Raw genomic sequence first — 17,382 nt, 5'->3', positions numbered from 1 at the left:
ACTCTATAAGGAGACATAAACTATGCTAATTCGCAAAGCTAGTATTCATGATGTTAATGCAATTTTTGAGTTAATAGATTCATATGCGAAGGAAGACCTCCTTTTACCAAGAACACATTTATCATTATATGAAAATATTCAATGTATTCGAGTTGCTGAAAAGGATGGACAGGTTATTGGAGCGGGAAGCTTACATGTTCTCGGACGTGATTTAGCCGAAATCCGTTCTTTAGTTGTATCTAGTGAGGCGAAAGGATTGGGTGTTGGTAGAAAATTAGTATATAATCTTATCGAAGATGCAGAAATGCTTGGGGTTGAAAATGTATTTGCAATGACCTATCAGGTTGACTTTTTTCATAAATGCGGTTTTACCATCGTTGATAAACAAGAGTTACCGCAAAAGATATGGAAAGACTGTATGAATTGTCAAAAGTTTTTAAATTGTGATGAGACTGCTATGCTAATAAAAGTAACTGATTATAGGAAAGTGATTGGGTTACATTAAGTTTGTATAGTTTTTTAAAATGGGCACATTTCCTATCTAAAAAGCATTGTTGTTAAAAAAACGCCTAATTAATCCCAGCAGGAGGATTGAAGGAAAATGCTCGATTTTATAGCTCAGTTTAGTCCTGCCATGCAGGCATTAATTGCCACCTTATTCACATGGCTGATGACTGCAATTGGGGCGGCGGCCGTTTTTACGGCTAAGAATTTTAACCAAAAGGTTCTTGATGGAATGCTCGGTTTGGCTGGGGGAGTTATGATTGCGGCTAGCTTTTGGTCGCTTCTTTCTCCAGCGATAGAAATGGCAGAAGCAAGCGGAAAAACCGCTTGGATGCCAGCTGCGATTGGATTTTTATGTGGCGGTCTCTTTTTAATGCTTTTTGACAAAATATTGCCACACTTGCATCCAATGGCACCAATCGATCAAGCTGAAGGGATTAGGCCGGAAGGAAAAAGAAGAAGTACGTTATTAGTTCTTGCAATCACCATGCACAATATTCCAGAAGGGCTAGCAATTGGTGTTGCCTTTGGCTCAGTTGCTGCTGGATATTCATCAGCATCATTGGCTGGTGCCCTAGCTTTAGCGATTGGAATAGGTATTCAAAACCTTCCCGAGGGTGTTGCTGTTTCTGTACCATTGCGGAGAGAAGGGATGTCACGGCTCAAAAGTTTTTGGTATGGACAGCTTTCAGGCATGGTTGAACCAATTGCCGCTGTAATCGGAGCTTTAGCTGTTGTTTTTATTGAACCATTGCTCCCATATGCATTAAGCTTTGCTGCAGGGGCAATGATCTTTGTAGTAGCGGAGGAAGTTATTCCTAGTTCCCATGAAAATGGAAATCATGACCTTGCTTCGTTAGCGTTGATGGTAGGTTTCACAATCATGATGATTTTAGATGTGGCCTTAGGCTAAACCAGCTTAACAAGCTAATTAAAATATGTATGACAAGTTTCTAAGTGAATACGAATGAAGCCCTCAATAGTTTTATAAATTGAGATTACATTTCTTCGTTAACCGCTTAGAGACTTGCTTTATTGATAACTTATTATTTTCTTAGACGATCATAACATTGTCTTACATTAATAATGAATTGTTTTCAATTTCTTTCATTAATAAAAATGTTTTCGGAGCCACTTGTTCTATTACTTCTCTTGTATTATTGCTGTAATAAAACATTGCGAAGGCTTCTGCAAAAAATTCATCTTGGTAGTCTGAAAAATAGGCGCGGCCAGGCATCAATTTTGCTGCTTCCCCTTTCCAAATGCTATCATATTTCTCATTATTTTTAAGCTCTTGATAATTACGTTCAAATAAATGACCAATTTCATGTAATTCTAAATTAACGGAGCTATGCCCCATTCCTGTGCGGCTTGCACCTATTTTAGCTACTGCTAACGTTTGTACACACCCACCTGGAACATCATCCCATGTTAAGCCGTTATTCCATCCCCTTGGCACAGCGCCTCTTAAATCTTGAAAACTTGGCTCATCAGTTAATCTTCCATCGAATAGCTTTATCTTTAGATTATTCTCTGTTAAGAAAGTAAGAATAACCGGATCGATTTGTGAGATTGTGGCAATCATTTCGCGTACACTTACTTTATCGTAATTATTGTTTTCTGGTAGAAGAATTATAGTACCTAAAAGCAATTCGACCTGTTTATCTACAAACTGCAGATCTAGCTGTTTTTCGTTGAGGGGAACGCCAAGTGATGTTCCTTCAGCATAACTATTGACAGACGTAATCATTATAATTGCTAGGATGAATACGAATATCTTTTTCAAAATAGTTCCCTCCTTAACTTATTATTTAAGGTAAATATAATTCGAAAAACTGAAAGTTAACTGAAATATATAAAAAATTTTGCAAACTTTTCTATTAAGTTTTTGTTTCATTCGCAAAAATGTTATTATATGGTTTGAAAAGGAGATGAAACCGTTGTCAATTGGTCAATTATTCAATAACAAAGAAAAAAAACCGGAAGATGTTTTGTCTTACATACATAATGACGATGATATTATCGTGCCGCTAGCAAATGGAGAGCCGCAAATCTTAGTAGATGTTATTGAAAGAAATGCGACGAATTTTAAAAATGTACGCATTCACCAAATGCATGGAATTAAAGAAAGAGATTATATATGGGGAAAATATGCAGGCCATCTTGAGCATGTATCATATTTTTTAAGTCATGTGACTAGAAAAGCTTTTTTAGAAGGGAAATGTTCATTAGTACCTAATAATTTCCATGAAATGCCACGACTTTTAGAAAAAGCTACGAAAATGTCGTTAATAGTAACAGCTGCCTCACCAATGGATGAGCATGGTTATTTTTCACTAGGTGTATCAGCTGATTATGTAGCGCCCTTTATTGGAAAGGTGCCCTTTTTCTTAGAAGTAAATAAGCAAATGCCAAGAACGTTTGGAAGCAATGTGATTCATATAAGTCAAATTGAAGGTTACATAAATGTAGATTATCCCTTGTTTGAGGTGCAGCCGGCTGAAATTACGGACATTGATCGAAGGATTGCTGAATTTGTGGCAGAGCGAATTGAAAATGGTGCGACGATTCAATCTGGTATAGGGGCGATTCCTAATGCGATTGTTTCAATGTTGACTAATCATAAGAATCTCGGAATTCATACCGAATTAATGGCGGATGGGGTAATGGAGTTAATTGAAAAAGGAGTTGTTACGGGTACCGAAAAAAAGCTTTCTCCTGGTAAAGCGGTAGCAACGTTTGCTTTAGGAACAAAAAAATTATACGCTCTTTTAAATAATAACCTTGGAATAGAGATGCTTCCTGTAAACTATGTGAATGATCCTAGAGTAATAGCTCAAGAGGATAATATGGTATGTATTAATGCAACTACAGAAATTGATTTCCTAGGGCAATGTGCATCTGAAACGATACAAGGCCGTTATTATAGCTCTTCTGGTGGCCAAGTTGATTTTGCAAGAGGGGCGATGTTTGCGAAAAATGGTAAGGGCTTTATATGTTTACATTCAACCGCTAAAAACGGTACTATATCACGAATTCAGCCGCAGTTAAGCCCGAGGTCCGTTGTTACAACATCGAAAAATGATGTAGACCATATTGTAACTGAATTTGGTGTAGCTTCATTACGTGGAAAAAGCCTGTCACAGCGAGCACAGGAGTTAATTAATATTGCCCATCCAGACTTTCGTGATGAATTAACATTTACAGCAAAAAAGTGGGGATTTTTATAAATCCTAGGGAAGATATGTAACAAAAATATTTCTAAGTGAAATATAATAGATGAAAAGTTCATAAAATTGTACTAATATATAAATAGGCTTATATTTTAAATTTTCAGAAAGGGGATAAGGAGGGGGGATTTAATGAGTCGGTTGTTGACAACAAAGTCTGCTAAACAAGCATTACAAAAGGTAGAGCAGGTTGCAAACACTATTAAAAATAAATGGAAGGAAAACATTCCAATTCAAGAACAGGTTGATCATTTGCGTACAGTTCTTGATGAGGAACTAAAAAATGATGAATTTTTTGTAATTGTTGATCAAAATGGGCGTAGTTTTGTCCATACAAACCGACTTCGAGAAGGTGGCCATTTTGAAGATGAGGTGGGCTTAAAGGCTGCGAAGACAAACATTCCATTATTGCAGCTTTATCAAAGGAATACTGGAGAAGTGCTTGTTGATGCATCATGCCCAATTATCCAAGATAGTGAGGGAAACCACTATGTTTTAAGGATGGGTAGACTTATACATCGCCCATTTATTGGTTTAATGTTTATTTTGTTAAGTTTAGTACCTGGTTTTATGGCAGCGCTTTCAGCGAAGATGTTTGCATTAGCTTTTATACAATGTTTAATAATTTTTTTACTAACTTCAGGTTTTACAATGTTGTTAAGCTTATATTTCCATTTTTCTATAAGAGGAAGATTGCGAACATGGTATTCAGTAACAAGAACGATTTCTTCAGGTGATTTAAGTGCTGAAGTAAAAACAAAGGGTGGTCGAAATGAGTTTCATCAAATCGGCTACGAGATTAATAAAGTAATTTTGGGATTTCGGATGATTATTAAAAAATTTGAAGATGCGACGAAATCGGTAGGGGTTATAAGTGAGCATCAGGAACAATCCTCCCAAAAGTTATCAGCTGCGTTTGACCAAGTTTCAGCCACAATGCAATCGTTTCGCGGTGGAGCTGAACAGCAAAGTAACTCTGTTATCGCCGCAGAGGAAATGGTCGATACGATGATGGAACTAGTAGAGATGATGCAGGGTGAAGTTGAAAAAGCGGTTTATGGTGCGGATGAAGCTTTGCAAACATCCAATGAAGGAGAAAATGCGGTAATTTCAACGCAAAGGCAAATGAGAGAAATTCAAGATACTGTGATTGAAACGGCTAAAAAAATTAGGACAATCTCAAATGATGCAGATCTTGTCATGAACAAAGTTTCGTCGATAACAGATATTGCTAAACAAACAAATCTTCTTGCTTTAAATGCTTCGATTGAAGCTGCTCGTGCCGGTGATAGTGGCAAAGGATTTGCTGTTGTGGCAAACGAAGTTAGAAAGCTTGCCGAGGGAACGAATGAGTTTGCCCGAGACATTCTTGCTTCACTTGAACAAACTAGAGATGAGTTGCAGGACGCTGTCGAGCAAGTTGAAGGTAATGTTAAATCAATAGGTGACGGGGTGGAGCTTGTCGCTGAAGCTGGAAAAGCGATTAATAATTTGAAAATGGCTTCCATTAAAACGAAGGAGCTTGTTTCGAATAATCGGAAATATGCCTTGTCTGTTACTGAAAATGGACGTAGACTACAGCAAATTATTGAAGAAATTAATATTATCGCTAAAGATTTTACGGAAATTGTTCAAGAAACAACAGCAACTGTGGATAAGGAAGTTGAAGGAATTCACCAGTTAGCAGAGGATGCTTCATTACTTACTCAGGAAGCTAAAAATCTAAGTGTTATTGTAAAGCGATTCCGTTTTTAAATTCAGGGGAAATATTGTGCCGACTCAAATAAAGGGGTTAGATGCTATCATATGATGACAAGTAGTGTTAACAAGATTTCGGAAACTAACATATCGTATTTATTTTAGTGCCAAACCCCTTACGAGTCGGCATCAAAAAGACAATTACCGCCGTCCAAAAGTTGTTACATTTTGAAGAACATTAATAACAAAAAGAAGTATTCCAATCGATGTAATCGTAGCACCAATGGCAATGACAGGTTCGGCAGTAGGAACGCCGCCTTCTAGAGCTAGTAGGCCTATCATCATGATTGGCAGCCCGATATTGTGAAACCAGAAATGACCTTTCCCAAGTCTATTATGTTCTGCCTTTGGAAATAAAACGTAAATAATACCAGCTAGCGCTAAACTAGCCCAGCCTAGAAGGGCGATATGTGCATGTGAAGGTGCATAGTCAAATTTATGAGTGATAGACATAAACATTCCTAATATAATTGCTAATAAGAAGTAGATGGCAGCAATCTTTATTAGTTTTATCCCCATACTTATTCCTCCTCATCAAAATAAATTTTCTTACAATACCATCATATTAATATCATCATCTTTTCATGATTAAAAAGGCAGTTTAGTAAATAATCTGTTATCAATTAAATTTGTATTGATTGGGCATATAGTTGAGTTTCGTCCATATTGCCATGCCCAGACTGTACCGTCACAGGCGACTTTTTTAGGATTGAATTTTGGCGCTTTTTTGTTATTTGTAACACCTAGGACTGGCTCAGCACTCCAGAGAATTGCTTGAGTTTTCACTTGATTATTGTTTTGGACTGCTTTGCAAAATTCATTATTAAAAGGCCCCTCTGTTGGATTGAAGTAAAATCCACTTACATACCCACTTGGTAAAAAAGTTTCAACCCATGCGCGAATCCATACATTATCAACTGCAAAAAACCGTTCAACATTGGCGAATATTGGTGCCCCTTTTTGCAGCCCTAGCCGTCTCGCTTGGAAAATGGCATTTCTTGCTGCTACTTGGCCTTCACGATAACCTGTTGAAGATCTAAAATCATTATAAATTGGCAAAAGTTTACTCCCTTTTGATTTTATAAACTGAATTTCTTCAACTGTCAACCCTTCAGATGCATTGGGTACCGTTGATAAATAACGTCCCCAATAATTGGGGTAGCTGAAATTGCGCATGACACATTCATATAATTCTCGTGTAACCTTCTGGGCGGAATCGACTCCCCAAATGTATTTTGGCACCTTTGTAACCCCCGTTCTAGTCTGTTTTCAACAATACATACTATGGGTTTATCGTTTAAAAGTGCAAAAAAAAAGAGACTACCCCAAAAGAGGTAGCCCCTGTCAAAATGAAAAATTATTTATTTCGTTCTTGCAAAAGATTAAAGACATGCTCGACATCTTTGTCGCCGCGGCCTGATAAATTTACGATAATAATATTTTCAGGTTTCATTTGTTGCGCAAGCTTAATCGCATAGGCAACAGCATGGGTGCTTTCAAGTGCTGGGATAATTCCTTCTGTTTTACAAAGTAATTGGAACGCGTCCAATACTTCGTCGTTTGTAACAGGGTAGTATTCGGCACGACCACATTCTTTTAAGTAGCTATGTTCTGGCCCTACCCCCGGATAATCTAGTCCTGCCGCGATTGAAAACGTTGGTTTAGGGTTGCCCTCTTCATCTAACAGCGTTAATGTTTTAAAACCGTGGATAACTGCTGGCACACCTTCTGTCATTGTTGCGGCTTTATCCGGTTCTACACCGATTAGGCGAACAGACGGTTCATCAAGATAATGAGCAAAAGCGCCAATCGCATTACTACCGCCGCCTACGCAGGCTACAACAGCATCTGGAAGACGACCTTCTTTTTCTAAAATTTGTCGTTTTGATTCTTCACTTATGATTGATTGGAAATGCTTAACCATTAGCGGGTATGGATGGGGACCAACCGCTGAACCTAATAAATAAAATGTATTTTTGTAATTAAGAACAAGATCATTTAACGCTTCATCAACCGCTTCTTTTAAGCGGCCTTGTCCCTTTGAAACGGGCACTACCTTTGCCCCTAGCATTTCCATACGGAATACGTTTAACGCTTGTCGTTTTGTATCTTCAAGGCCCATATAAATGACACATTCCATATTAAACATTGCACAGCCCATCGCTGTCGCTACACCATGCTGGCCTGCGCCTGTTTCAGCAATGACCCTTTTTGCACCCATTCGCTTGGCAAGCAAGATTTGGCCGAGTACGTTATTGACTTTATGGGCACCCATATGGTTTAAATCTTCACGTTTTAAATAGATTTTAGCACCACCAAGTTTCGCAGTTAAGTTGCGGGCAAATGTTAATGGATTTTCTCTACCAACATATTCTTTTAAATAATATTTAAATTCGTTATTAAAGTCTTCATCATCTTTATATTTATTAAACTGTTCTTCAAGATAGTCTAAAACTTCCTGTAATTCTGGCGGTACAAAACTGCCACCAAACGCGCCAAAATATCCTTTTTGATCTGTCTGAGCTCCACTCATCTGTTCTCCTCCTATTAAGTAAAAATTAATACAATACTTTTATTTTAACAAATATTTATGACATTTGTAACTAGTTTTTATAATAAGTTAGGGTGTTGAAATAACAATGAAATTTCCAGAAATTAAAATTAGTGCTTGCGAAAAGGAAAACTTTGCTGTTAAATGATTAGTATATTTACAACTAAATAATCAGCTTTAAAAGTGCTATATATTTTATATAGATAATAGGGAAATCGGTGAAAGTCCGATGCAGCCCCCGCTACTGTGAGTATGGATGAAATTGTCAAAGCCACTGGATTATAATCTGGGAAGGGACAAGAGTAAAGGGAAGTACGAGCCAGGAAACCTGCTTTTAAAGTCGAATGCTTATACCTTCGGTGGGGAGGATAAGGTTTCTAGCTGGTATTCTATGTCCTTTTATCTTTTGGCATAGTCGCAAAGCATATGTTGAAACCTTATCTCATCATCGAGATAAGGTTTTTTTGTTTGTATATAAAGAAAAAGGAGAGATGTAAATGTCAAAGCTATTGTTAATTTTAGTTTTGTTCCTTTATTTTACATTCAATTCACCTAATGATGCGTATGCGATGCATATTATGGAGGGATATCTACCATTAGGTTGGACTTTGTTTTGGTGGGGCGTATTTATCCCTTTTTTCCTATGGGGCCTGTTAAAAATGAAGAAAATAACAAAGGAATACCCACAGCTTAAACTAATGCTAGGATTGGCGGGAGCCTTTGTCTTTGTTTTATCAGCTTTAAAAATCCCATCAGTAACAGGTAGCAGCTCCCATCCTACAGGTGTTGGTCTTGGCTCGATTCTTTTTGGCCCGCAGGTAATGGCAGTATTGGGAACATTCGTATTATTTTTCCAAGCGATACTACTTGCTCATGGTGGCATCACTACTTTAGGAGCAAATGCTTTTTCAATGGCAGTCGTTGGCCCTTTTGTTGGCTATTATTCCTACAAATGGCTGATCCGTCTTGTAAATAAGCAATCACTTGCAATCTTTACAGCGGCATTTCTCGCCAATGTGCTAACCTATGTTTTTACTTCGCTGCAATTAGCATTGGCTTTTCCAACTGGAGGGGTTGGCACTGCCTTTATTAAATTTTTAGCAATTTTTGCAGTAACTCAAATTCCGTTAGCTGTCGTTGAGGGGCTTTTAACTGTATTCGTTTGGAATTGGTTGATTTCATATAATGCAAAGGAGATTCATTTTTTACAAGATATGAAGCGAGGAGTGGTTACAGGTGAAAAATAAATGGCTCATCTTGGCAGCGTTAGTAATCACGTTTAGCCCACTTCTGTTCATCGGCAATGCAAATTTTTTTGGGGCTGACAGCCTTGCTGAAGAACAAATTCAAGAGTTAAGCCCTGATTACAAACCATGGTTTTCTGCTGTTTTTACACCAACTAGCAGTGAGGTCGAAAGCTTTTTGTTTGCTCTCCAAGCAGCAGCTGGGGCTGGTTTTATTGGCTATTATTTCGGCCTATCCAAAGGAAGGAAAGAGAGTCATAGAAAGCAATGAATTTTCAACTAGATACGATGAGTTACAAGAGCCATTTTCGGAATATTGCTGCTAGCTATAAAATCATTTTCACGTTTTTGCTTGTAGCCATCACCTATATTTCCCATGTTCCTGTTCAGTTGTTTGTTTTTGTCGGGGTAGTTGTTTTTTTATTATGCTTTGCGAAGATTCCTATTTTGTTCTTATGTAGGTGGTTAGTCGTTCCGAGTTTATTTTTACTAATAAGCATGCCAGCGTTAGTAATCGGTGTGTCACAAATGTCAGCGACGGACAATGATGTATTGTTTCCAATCATAACAATGAAGCATTGGCAGTTTTATATTTCAAAAACAGGCTTGCAGTTCGCTTATTCGATCATATGCCGAGCAATTAGTGTATTTATTTGTGTTTTTGCACTTTTCATTACGACTCCTTTTAACGAAATTTTGCAAGCCTTACATAAAATCGGCGTTCCACAAGTATTGTTAGACGTATTAGTTAGCATGTATCGCTTTATTTTTATATTTTTCCAGTATGTTGCGGAATTAAATTTAGTTGTTGCTTCAAGACTAGGAAATCTTACTTGGAAACGTAAGCTCCATAGTGTCGGCTTAGTCGTTGTTCAATTGTTTTTCAAAACATTTGAAAAATATAAAAGAATGACATTTGTAGTTGAATCAAGGGGTTTTACTGATCGCTTTTTTTATCCAGAGCAAAGAGAAAAAAAGGTTCCGTGGACATTTGTTTGTTCATGTATATGTGTCATTACATTACTAATTGGTTTAGAGTGGTGGTGGAGAAATAGCTGAAATGAATAATGTACTAGAATTTGAGAATATTACGTTTGCCTACGAAGGCAATGGGCAAGCTGCTTTGCAAAATTTTTCAATGAAAATTCCAGCTGGAAAGAAATGTGCAGTTTTAGGTCATAATGGCTCTGGAAAATCAACTGTTTTACTTCTAGCAAATGGGTTGCTAAAACCTAGTATCGGTCAGCTGCTTTGGAAAGGAGAGCCGCTTGTTTTAAAGAAAAAATATTTAAAAGAATTTCGTCGAAAAACAGGGCTGCTTTTTCAAAACGCTGATGAAATGTTAATTGCCCCTATCGTAATCGAAGATTTGGCATATGGGCTTGTTAATGCAGGATATGAGGGGAAAGAATTGCAGGAAAAGGTCGAGCAAATCATCAAACGCTATCATATTGAGCATTTGAAGGATAAGCCTATCCATCATTTGAGTTTAGGTGAAAAAAGACGAGTGGCTCTAGCAGGGATTATGGGGCTTGAACCAGAGCTTTTAATGTTAGATGAACCGACCACTTATCTTGATCCAGCCCAAACGAAAGTATTTCTGACGGAATTAAATAGCATTCACAAAGCTGGGACAACTGTCGTGATGTCTACTCATGACCTTGAACTTGCATATGAATGGGCTGATTGGATTTTTGTTATCGAAAATGGCGGTCTTGTCTATGAAGGGACAGCTGATGAGCTGTTTACAAATGAGAAATTTGTTTTGGAAAAAGGTTTGTCCGTTCCATTGTTATTTCAGTTAAAACAACTTGTAAAAGAAGCCTCGCATTTTTGCAAAGTCAATATGAGCACAGCATCTAAAAAAGAAGTTTTACAGTTGTTAAAAAAATTGCTAGAGAGCAGGGAGGATTATGCAAATGTCAGGTAAATTAATCGTCATCGGTTTTGGACCAGGCAGTGAAAAGCATTTTACAGAACGCGCGAAAGAAGGAATTGCTGAAGCTGATTGTATCCTTGGTTATAAAACTTACATAGATTTAGTAAAAGATTTAATTACAGATCAAGAGATTATTAGCACAGGGATGTCGGAGGAGGTTGAAAGGGCGCAAGCGGCTGTGAAATTGGCTGAACAAGGACGAAAAGTAGCTGTTGTTTCCAGTGGTGACGCTGGTGTTTATGGCATGGCTGGCTTAATTTATGAGGTGCTTGTTGAAAAAGATTGGGATTCGAAGACAGGTGTTGAAGTCGAGATTATTCCAGGGATTTCTGCCATTAATTCTTGTGCATCATTATTAGGGGCACCGATTATGCATGATGCGTGCACGATTAGTCTTAGTGACCACTTAACACCATGGGAGCTCATCGCGAAACGTGTTGAAGCAGCAGCCATCGCAGATTTTGTAATTGCCCTTTATAATCCGAAAAGTGGCCGCAGAACGAGGCAAATTGAAGAAGCACAAAGAATTTTACTTACATATCGCAGCCCTCATACACCAGTTGGCTTAGTCAAAAGTGCTTACAGGGAGCGAGAAAGTGTCATTGTGACGACTTTAGGGGAGATGCTTGAACATGAAATAGGCATGTTAACAACTGTTATCATTGGAAATTCGACGACATTTCTTTACAGTGGGAAAATCATCACCCCTAGAGGTTACCATAGAAAGTATTCATTAAACACGGATGAACAACGACTTCAATTACATGAACGGTTAAGGCAGGAGAATGAGCCATGGGCACTTCACGGTGGCAAAAAGGCTGAGACTACTGTTGAAATTGCCGAAGAAGCACTAAAGAAATTAGCAGATGCTGTTAGAGAAACGAAGATTGAAGATATTTTAGAGCTTGCTGTAAGCCCTGGGGTTGCCAACAAAAAATTCACGGCACAGCAAATGGTCATTTTAGCTGATGTAGCTGGTGAACGGGGGACGCTTGAGTATTCAACGGACCATCAAATTCATATCCAGGTTCCAACCTCTAATCCAGACGTCATCATTGATAAATTAACGGAAGCCGGCTTTATACTTTCTCCTGTTGGTGATGTGTTAACTGTTAAAGCTTGTGATTTTTGTGACGGTGAGAAAAAGGACCCAATTCCATATGCGGAAGAGTTACAGGAGCAATTTGGCGGGATGTCTTTACCAAAGGAATTAAAGCTAGGAATCAATGGCTGTGGAATGGCGTGCTATGGGGCCGTGAAAGAGGATATTGGACTCGTCTACAGGCAAGGAAAATTTGATTTGTTTATTGGGGCCAAGCCTGTTGGCCGTACAGCTCATTCAGGACAAATGGTTGAAGAGGGCATTGATCCTGATAGAGTTGTCGAGGTAGTGGAAGGCGTTATCAATGAATACAAGGAAAAGGCGCACCCAAACGAAAGATTATTTAAGTTTTTTAAGCGAGTGAAAGTGATTTGCGGCTATCAATATAAGGATATGATGCCAAATATTGAGATTACACCTGCTTTATGCGGAGATTAATAGGGGGGAAACGGCATGAAAGCAATTTTGTTTGTTGGCCATGGGAGTCAGGACTTTGAGGGGAATGAAGAGGTTCGTCAATTTATTAATGAAATGAAGCCAGCTATTGATTCTAGTTTGCTCGTTGAAACATGTTTTCTAGAATTTGAAATGCCTACTGTTATGGATGGAATTGATACATGTGTAAAAAAAGGAGCGACACATGTATTTGTAATCCCGCTTATGCTTTTGCAGGCGGGACATTCAAAAATCCATATCCCAGCTTGTCTTGATGAAGCAAAGAAAAAATATCCGACTGTCCACTTTACTTACGGGCGGCCTATCGGTATACATGATGCCGCCTTGGACATTTGTATGAATCGCCTAGAGGAAGTTGGTTTAGATTTGAATAAAGCAGATTCTAATACGGCGATTATTTTACTAGGGCGTGGTGGTAGTGACCCGGACGCCAACAGTGATCTTTACAAGATTACGAGACTGTTATGGGAGAAATTAAATTATCGCTTAGTAGAGCCAGCTTTTATGGGGGTTACGAATCCACTTATTGATGAAGTGGTAGAGCGTTGTGCATTGTTAGGGGCGAAGAAGGTTGTTATTTTACCTTACTTCTTATTTACGGGTATTTTAATAAAACGTCTTGAGAAAATGGTTGTTAGTTTTTCAGAGAAATATCCAAATTGTGACTTTGCATTAGCTAGTTATTTTGGTTTTCATAAAAACTTGCAAACGATAGTAATGAATCGCGTTGAGGAAGCTCTTAAAGATGATGTGAAAATGAATTGTGATACATGCCAGTACCGCTTAGGGGCAATGGAGCACATGAACCATCATCATGAACACAATCACCATCATTCTTAAATTTTCACAGTAATTGGAGGTGGGAATGTTTTGAAGATATTGCAATTAGCCGGGACTAGTGATGCCAGAGAGCTTGCTCTTGAACTTACTGCCAACGGGTTTGAGGTCATGACAACTGTCGTAACGAATAACGCCGAAAAAGAGCTTCAAAAGGCAGGACTGCAAGTATTGGTTGGCAGATTAACAGATGCGGATATCGCTCAACTTATAAAGGACCATCATTTTGATGTTGTTGTTGATGCCAGTCATCCTTACGCTGAAGAGGCCTCCAAAAACGCAATGAAAGGAGCCGAACAGGCCAACATTCCGTATATTCGCTTCGAGCGGCCTACGCAATCATTTCAGCATGAGCTGTTAACAGTGGTAGATTCATATGAAGCGGCTGCTGAGTTGGCTGCTGAAAAAAAAGGCATAATTATGCTTACAACTGGCAGCAAAACATTACAGATTTTTACGGATAAACTTCTCCATTTACCAGAAACGAGGGTCATCGCAAGAATGCTTCCAAGAAAAGATAATATGGAGAAATGTGAACAGCTAGGCTTGCCGCAAAAGGATATCGTTGCGATACAAGGTCCGTTTTCTAAAGAATTTAATAAAGCTCTTTTTGAACAATTTAAAGTGACATTGATGGTTACAAAGGAAAGTGGACAAGCTGGGTCAGTAGATGAAAAAATTGCTGCTGCCATTGAGCTTGGAATTGAAACAATTATCATTAAACGCCCGAATATTCAATATGGGGTTACATTTTCAACAATCCAAAGTATTATAAATCATTTAAAAGGAGTCGAAACGGATGGATTTTAAAACTGAATTTAAACCTATCACAATTCAGCCGCAACAGATTGAAGGAAAAAGCTTTGAAATGATTGACGAAGAAATTGGTGAACATTCATATACTGAGGAACAATATCCTGTTGTGCAACGAGTCATCCATTCCTCAGCAGATTTTGAACTTGGAAAAAGTATGATTTTTCATCCAGATGCTGTTCAAGCTGGGATTAAAGCAATTTTAAATGGTGAAAAAATTGTCGCTGATGTGCAAATGGTGCAAGCTGGCATTAGCAAGCCGCGCTTAGAGAAATACGGCAGTGAAGTGAAAGTATATATTTCTGATCCGGATGTAGTCGAGGAAGCGAAGCGTTTAGATACAACGAGAGCGATTATTTCGATGAGAAAGGCTGCTAGAGAAGTAAGCGGCGGCATTTATGTTATCGGCAACGCGCCGACTGCTCTTTTAGAATTAATTCGTCTTGTCAAAGAAGGGGAAGCGAAGCCAAGCCTCGTTATTGGAATGCCTGTTGGTTTTGTATCGGCTGCCGAATCAAAGGAAGAATTAGCAAAGCTAACTATTCCGTTTATTACTAATATTGGTCGAAAAGGCGGTAGCACTGTTGTTGTCGCAGCTTTAAATGCAATTTCAATTTTAGCGGATCAACAATCGTAAGGATTGAATGTTGAAATGGAAGATTCAAAGACAGAAACAAAAAAACAATTAAAATATGGCTACACAACTGGTGCATGTGCTACCGCTGCAACAAAAGCAGCATTATTAGCGTTGATTACAGGAAAAGTGGTTGAACACGTTAAAATTTATATACCTGCTGGTGAACATGTAATGTTTGAAATTGTGGAATGTAATCTTTATAACGATAAAGCGATTGCTGGAGTAATCAAGGATGGCGGTGATGACCCTGATGCGACACATGGGGCGCTCATTTTAGCAACGGTACAATGGACAGCTGAGGAGGGTTTCCAATTAGATGGAGGTATCGGAGTCGGTAGGATTACAAAGCCTGGGTTGCCTATTCCAATTGGTGAAGCGGCCATTAATCCGATTCCAAGGAAAATGATTAAAGAAACTGTCCAAGAATTACTTAATGAATTTGAAATCAATCGTGGCATTTCTGTCACTATTTCTGTTCCAGATGGGGAAATAATAGCTAAAAAGACATTGAATGCCCGCCTTGGCGTAATTGGCGGTATTTCTATATTAGGTACAAGAGGGATTGTCGTTCCATTTTCGTCTTCAGCTTATATGGCCAGCATTGTGCAATACATTAAAGTAGCTCATGCCAACGAATGCGAGCATGTTGTTATTACAACAGGCGGCCGCAGTGAAAAATATGCGATGAAGACATACCCTCATTTGCGTGAAGAAGCATTTATTGAAATGGGGGATTTTGTCGGATTTACGTTAAAGCAATGCAAGAAACAAGGTGTAAAAAAAGTATCGATGGTAGGAATGATGGGCAAATTTTCGAAAATTGCAAAAGGCGATATGATGGTCCATTCAAAAGGCTCCCAAGTTGACTTTCAGTTTTTAGCCGAGGTTGCGAAGATGTCAGGTGCTCCTGAAAACGTTATAGCGGAAATAAGGGAGGCTAATACAGCATCCCAGGTTGGCGACCTAATGGCAGTACTTGGAACCCATACTTTTTTCGAAACACTTTGTCATTTATGTAATCAAGCTGCTTACAAGGAAATCAAAGGTGGCATTGATATTGAGACAGTGCTCTTTACATTAAATGGAGAGTTTTTAGGAAGGGCGATTTTACATGACTAGTTCAATAAAAATAATCGGGATTGGAGATAACGGCAAGGAAAGCCTCCTTCCTCTATATGAAGCATGGATTTATGAAAGTGAACTGCTAATTGGCGGAGAAAGGCAGCTAGCTTTTTTTCCAGATTATCAAGGTGAAAAATTAGCAATTAAGGGTGGGTTGGCAAAGCTAGTGAATCAGCTAGTAGAAGAAACAAGAAATACGGTTATTTTAGCATCAGGTGACCCGTTGTTTTTTGGAATCGGCAGTTACTTAGCGAGCAAAATAGAGGTAGAAATCTACCCGAATTTAAGTTCGATTCAACTAGCGTTTGCGAAAATGGGGGAGCGCTGGCATGATGCCAAATTTATAAGTGTTCATGGCAGAGCAATAAAGGGGTTGGCACAAAAAATTGATGGTGAAGCCAAAGTTGCCATTCTTACAGATGAAGAGAATACCCCAGCTGTCATTGCTAAATATTTATTACAGTTTGGTATGACAGAGTATAAAGCCTTTGTTGCCGAACATTTAGGCGGTGAAAAGGAACGCTGCCGCTTCTTCACTTTGGCGGAAATGGCTGATGAACAATTTTTTCCATTAAATGTTGTCATATTAAAAAAAGCAGCCCCTAGCCCAGAATGGGGATTAGGAATTAACGATGCCGAATTTTTTCAAAGAAAGCCTGAAAAAGGATTAATTACGAAAAAAGAAATACGGACACTTTCATTGGCAGCTCTTAACGTAAAGAAGGATTCCATCGTATGGGATATCGGGACATGTACTGGTTCAGTGGCGATTGAAGCAGCAAGAATTGCGAAAGAAGGTGCTGTCTACGCAATTGAAAAAAATGAACATGATATTGTAAATTGCTATGAAAATATGAAAAAATTTCGCGCAGATGTGACCGTTGTCCATGGGAAAGCACCTGATGGATTAGAGCAATTTCCAAATCCAGATGCCGTATTTATAGGCGGCACGGCGGGAAATATCAATGAGATTTTAAATATATGTTCAAGCCGCTTAAACGAAAACGGTCGTATTGTCTTAAATGCGGCTACAATTGAAAATTTAATGCAGGCTGTCAATAGTTTTAAACAGAATAATCTTGATGTTGCTATTACGCTTGCACAAATTTCAAAGAGCAAGCCTATATTACAATTAACGAGATTTGAAGCATTAAACCCTATTTATATAATTACAGCTTCTAAGCATTGA

At 38.5% G+C, this 17,382-nt stretch carries 18 protein-coding genes and 1 riboswitch; of the genes, 14 read left to right on the top strand and 4 right to left on the bottom strand.

Annotation, left to right across the window (positions count from 1 at the left end; genetic code table 11):
- Positions 1–22 precede the first annotated feature (22 nt).
- Together GX497_12285 and GX497_12280 are read left to right on the top strand one after the other, a co-directional pair.
- Complete coding sequence (locus GX497_12285; GenBank protein HHY73969.1) at positions 23–505, top strand: N-acetyltransferase; 483 nt, start codon at positions 23–25, stop codon at positions 503–505.
- Between the two features lie 96 nt (positions 506–601).
- Positions 602–1,417 (top strand): ZIP family metal transporter, encoded by an 816-nt coding sequence (locus GX497_12280; protein ID HHY73968.1) that lies wholly within the window; start codon positions 602–604, stop codon positions 1,415–1,417.
- A 162-nt stretch (positions 1,418–1,579) separates the two neighbouring features.
- Here the strand turns inward: GX497_12280 and GX497_12275 are convergent, their stop codons facing one another.
- Entirely contained in the window at positions 1,580–2,290 is a 711-nt protein-coding gene (locus tag GX497_12275) for a hypothetical protein (GenBank protein HHY73967.1), read from the bottom strand.
- A gap of 145 nt (positions 2,291–2,435) precedes the next feature.
- Here GX497_12275 and GX497_12270 point away from each other — a divergent pair, with 145 nt between their 5' ends.
- Both GX497_12270 and GX497_12265 read left to right on the top strand, forming a co-directional pair.
- Positions 2,436–3,734, top strand: coding sequence for an acetyl-CoA hydrolase/transferase family protein (locus GX497_12270; GenBank protein HHY73966.1), 1,299 nt, complete (start codon positions 2,436–2,438; stop codon positions 3,732–3,734).
- Between the two features lie 132 nt (positions 3,735–3,866).
- On the top strand, positions 3,867–5,489 hold the full coding sequence (locus tag GX497_12265) for a methyl-accepting chemotaxis protein (protein HHY73965.1): 1,623 nt from the start codon (positions 3,867–3,869) through the stop codon (positions 5,487–5,489).
- A gap of 144 nt (positions 5,490–5,633) precedes the next feature.
- On the opposite strand, the gene GX497_12260 is transcribed toward GX497_12265, so the two are convergent.
- From GX497_12260 to trpB, 3 genes are all read right to left on the bottom strand, one after another.
- Positions 5,634–6,011, bottom strand: a complete 378-nt coding sequence (locus tag GX497_12260; GenBank protein ID HHY73964.1) for a cbb3-type cytochrome c oxidase subunit I — start codon at positions 6,009–6,011, stop codon at positions 5,634–5,636.
- 69 nt (positions 6,012–6,080) lie between these two features.
- Positions 6,081–6,734, bottom strand: coding sequence for a DUF1906 domain-containing protein (locus GX497_12255; protein HHY73963.1), 654 nt, complete (start codon positions 6,732–6,734; stop codon positions 6,081–6,083).
- Between the two features lie 115 nt (positions 6,735–6,849).
- The gene (gene trpB, locus GX497_12250; GenBank protein HHY73962.1) at positions 6,850–8,025 is read right to left on the bottom strand and encodes a tryptophan synthase subunit beta; all 1,176 of its coding nucleotides are present in this window, start codon (positions 8,023–8,025) and stop codon (positions 6,850–6,852) included.
- Between the two features lie 182 nt (positions 8,026–8,207).
- Positions 8,208–8,394, top strand: a riboswitch (cobalamin riboswitch).
- Between the two features lie 146 nt (positions 8,395–8,540).
- Here trpB and GX497_12245 point away from each other — a divergent pair.
- The 10 genes from GX497_12245 to cbiE are packed head-to-tail and all read left to right on the top strand — an operon-like array spanning position 8,541 to position 17,382.
- Positions 8,541–9,290: an energy-coupling factor ABC transporter permease gene (locus tag GX497_12245; GenBank protein HHY73961.1), complete on the top strand. Its 750-nt coding sequence runs from the start codon at positions 8,541–8,543 to the stop codon at positions 9,288–9,290.
- Positions 9,280–9,558 carry an energy-coupling factor ABC transporter substrate-binding protein gene (locus GX497_12240; GenBank protein HHY73960.1) on the top strand — a complete coding sequence of 93 codons (279 nt, stop codon included), beginning with the start codon at positions 9,280–9,282 and terminating at the stop codon, positions 9,556–9,558. Before GX497_12245 ends, GX497_12240 begins: the two co-directional genes overlap by 11 nt.
- A complete protein-coding gene (cbiQ, locus tag GX497_12235) occupies positions 9,555–10,346 on the top strand; it encodes a cobalt ECF transporter T component CbiQ (protein HHY73959.1) in 792 nt (263 codons plus the stop codon). Before GX497_12240 ends, cbiQ begins: the two co-directional genes overlap by 4 nt.
- A gap of 1 nt (position 10,347) precedes the next feature.
- Positions 10,348–11,217 carry an ABC transporter ATP-binding protein gene (locus GX497_12230; GenBank protein HHY73958.1) on the top strand — a complete coding sequence of 290 codons (870 nt, stop codon included), beginning with the start codon at positions 10,348–10,350 and terminating at the stop codon, positions 11,215–11,217.
- Positions 11,207–12,766, top strand: a complete 1,560-nt coding sequence (gene cobJ / locus GX497_12225; GenBank protein HHY73957.1) for a precorrin-3B C(17)-methyltransferase — start codon at positions 11,207–11,209, stop codon at positions 12,764–12,766. The genes GX497_12230 and cobJ overlap by 11 nt, the downstream gene beginning before the upstream one ends.
- Before the next feature lie 15 nt (positions 12,767–12,781).
- Positions 12,782–13,624 (top strand): sirohydrochlorin chelatase, encoded by an 843-nt coding sequence (locus GX497_12220; protein ID HHY73956.1) that lies wholly within the window; start codon positions 12,782–12,784, stop codon positions 13,622–13,624.
- 30 nt (positions 13,625–13,654) lie between these two features.
- Entirely contained in the window at positions 13,655–14,431 is a 777-nt protein-coding gene (cobK, locus tag GX497_12215) for a precorrin-6A reductase (GenBank protein HHY73955.1), read from the top strand.
- On the top strand, positions 14,421–15,071 hold the full coding sequence (locus GX497_12210; protein ID HHY73954.1) for a precorrin-8X methylmutase: 651 nt from the start codon (positions 14,421–14,423) through the stop codon (positions 15,069–15,071). Before cobK ends, GX497_12210 begins: the two co-directional genes overlap by 11 nt.
- A gap of 15 nt (positions 15,072–15,086) precedes the next feature.
- A complete protein-coding gene (locus GX497_12205; protein HHY73953.1) occupies positions 15,087–16,190 on the top strand; it encodes a cobalt-precorrin-5B (C(1))-methyltransferase in 1,104 nt (367 codons plus the stop codon).
- Positions 16,183–17,382: a precorrin-6y C5,15-methyltransferase (decarboxylating) subunit CbiE gene (cbiE, locus tag GX497_12200; protein ID HHY73952.1), complete on the top strand. Its 1,200-nt coding sequence runs from the start codon at positions 16,183–16,185 to the stop codon at positions 17,380–17,382. The genes GX497_12205 and cbiE overlap by 8 nt, the downstream gene beginning before the upstream one ends.

Origin of the sequence: Bacillus sp. (in: firmicutes) (genome assembly GCA_012842745.1) — a bacterium.
GTDB lineage: Bacteria > Bacillota > Bacilli > Bacillales > Bacillaceae_J > Schinkia.
Note: the sequence above shows the minus strand (reverse complement) of the source record. Positions and strands in the feature narration are given on the sequence as shown.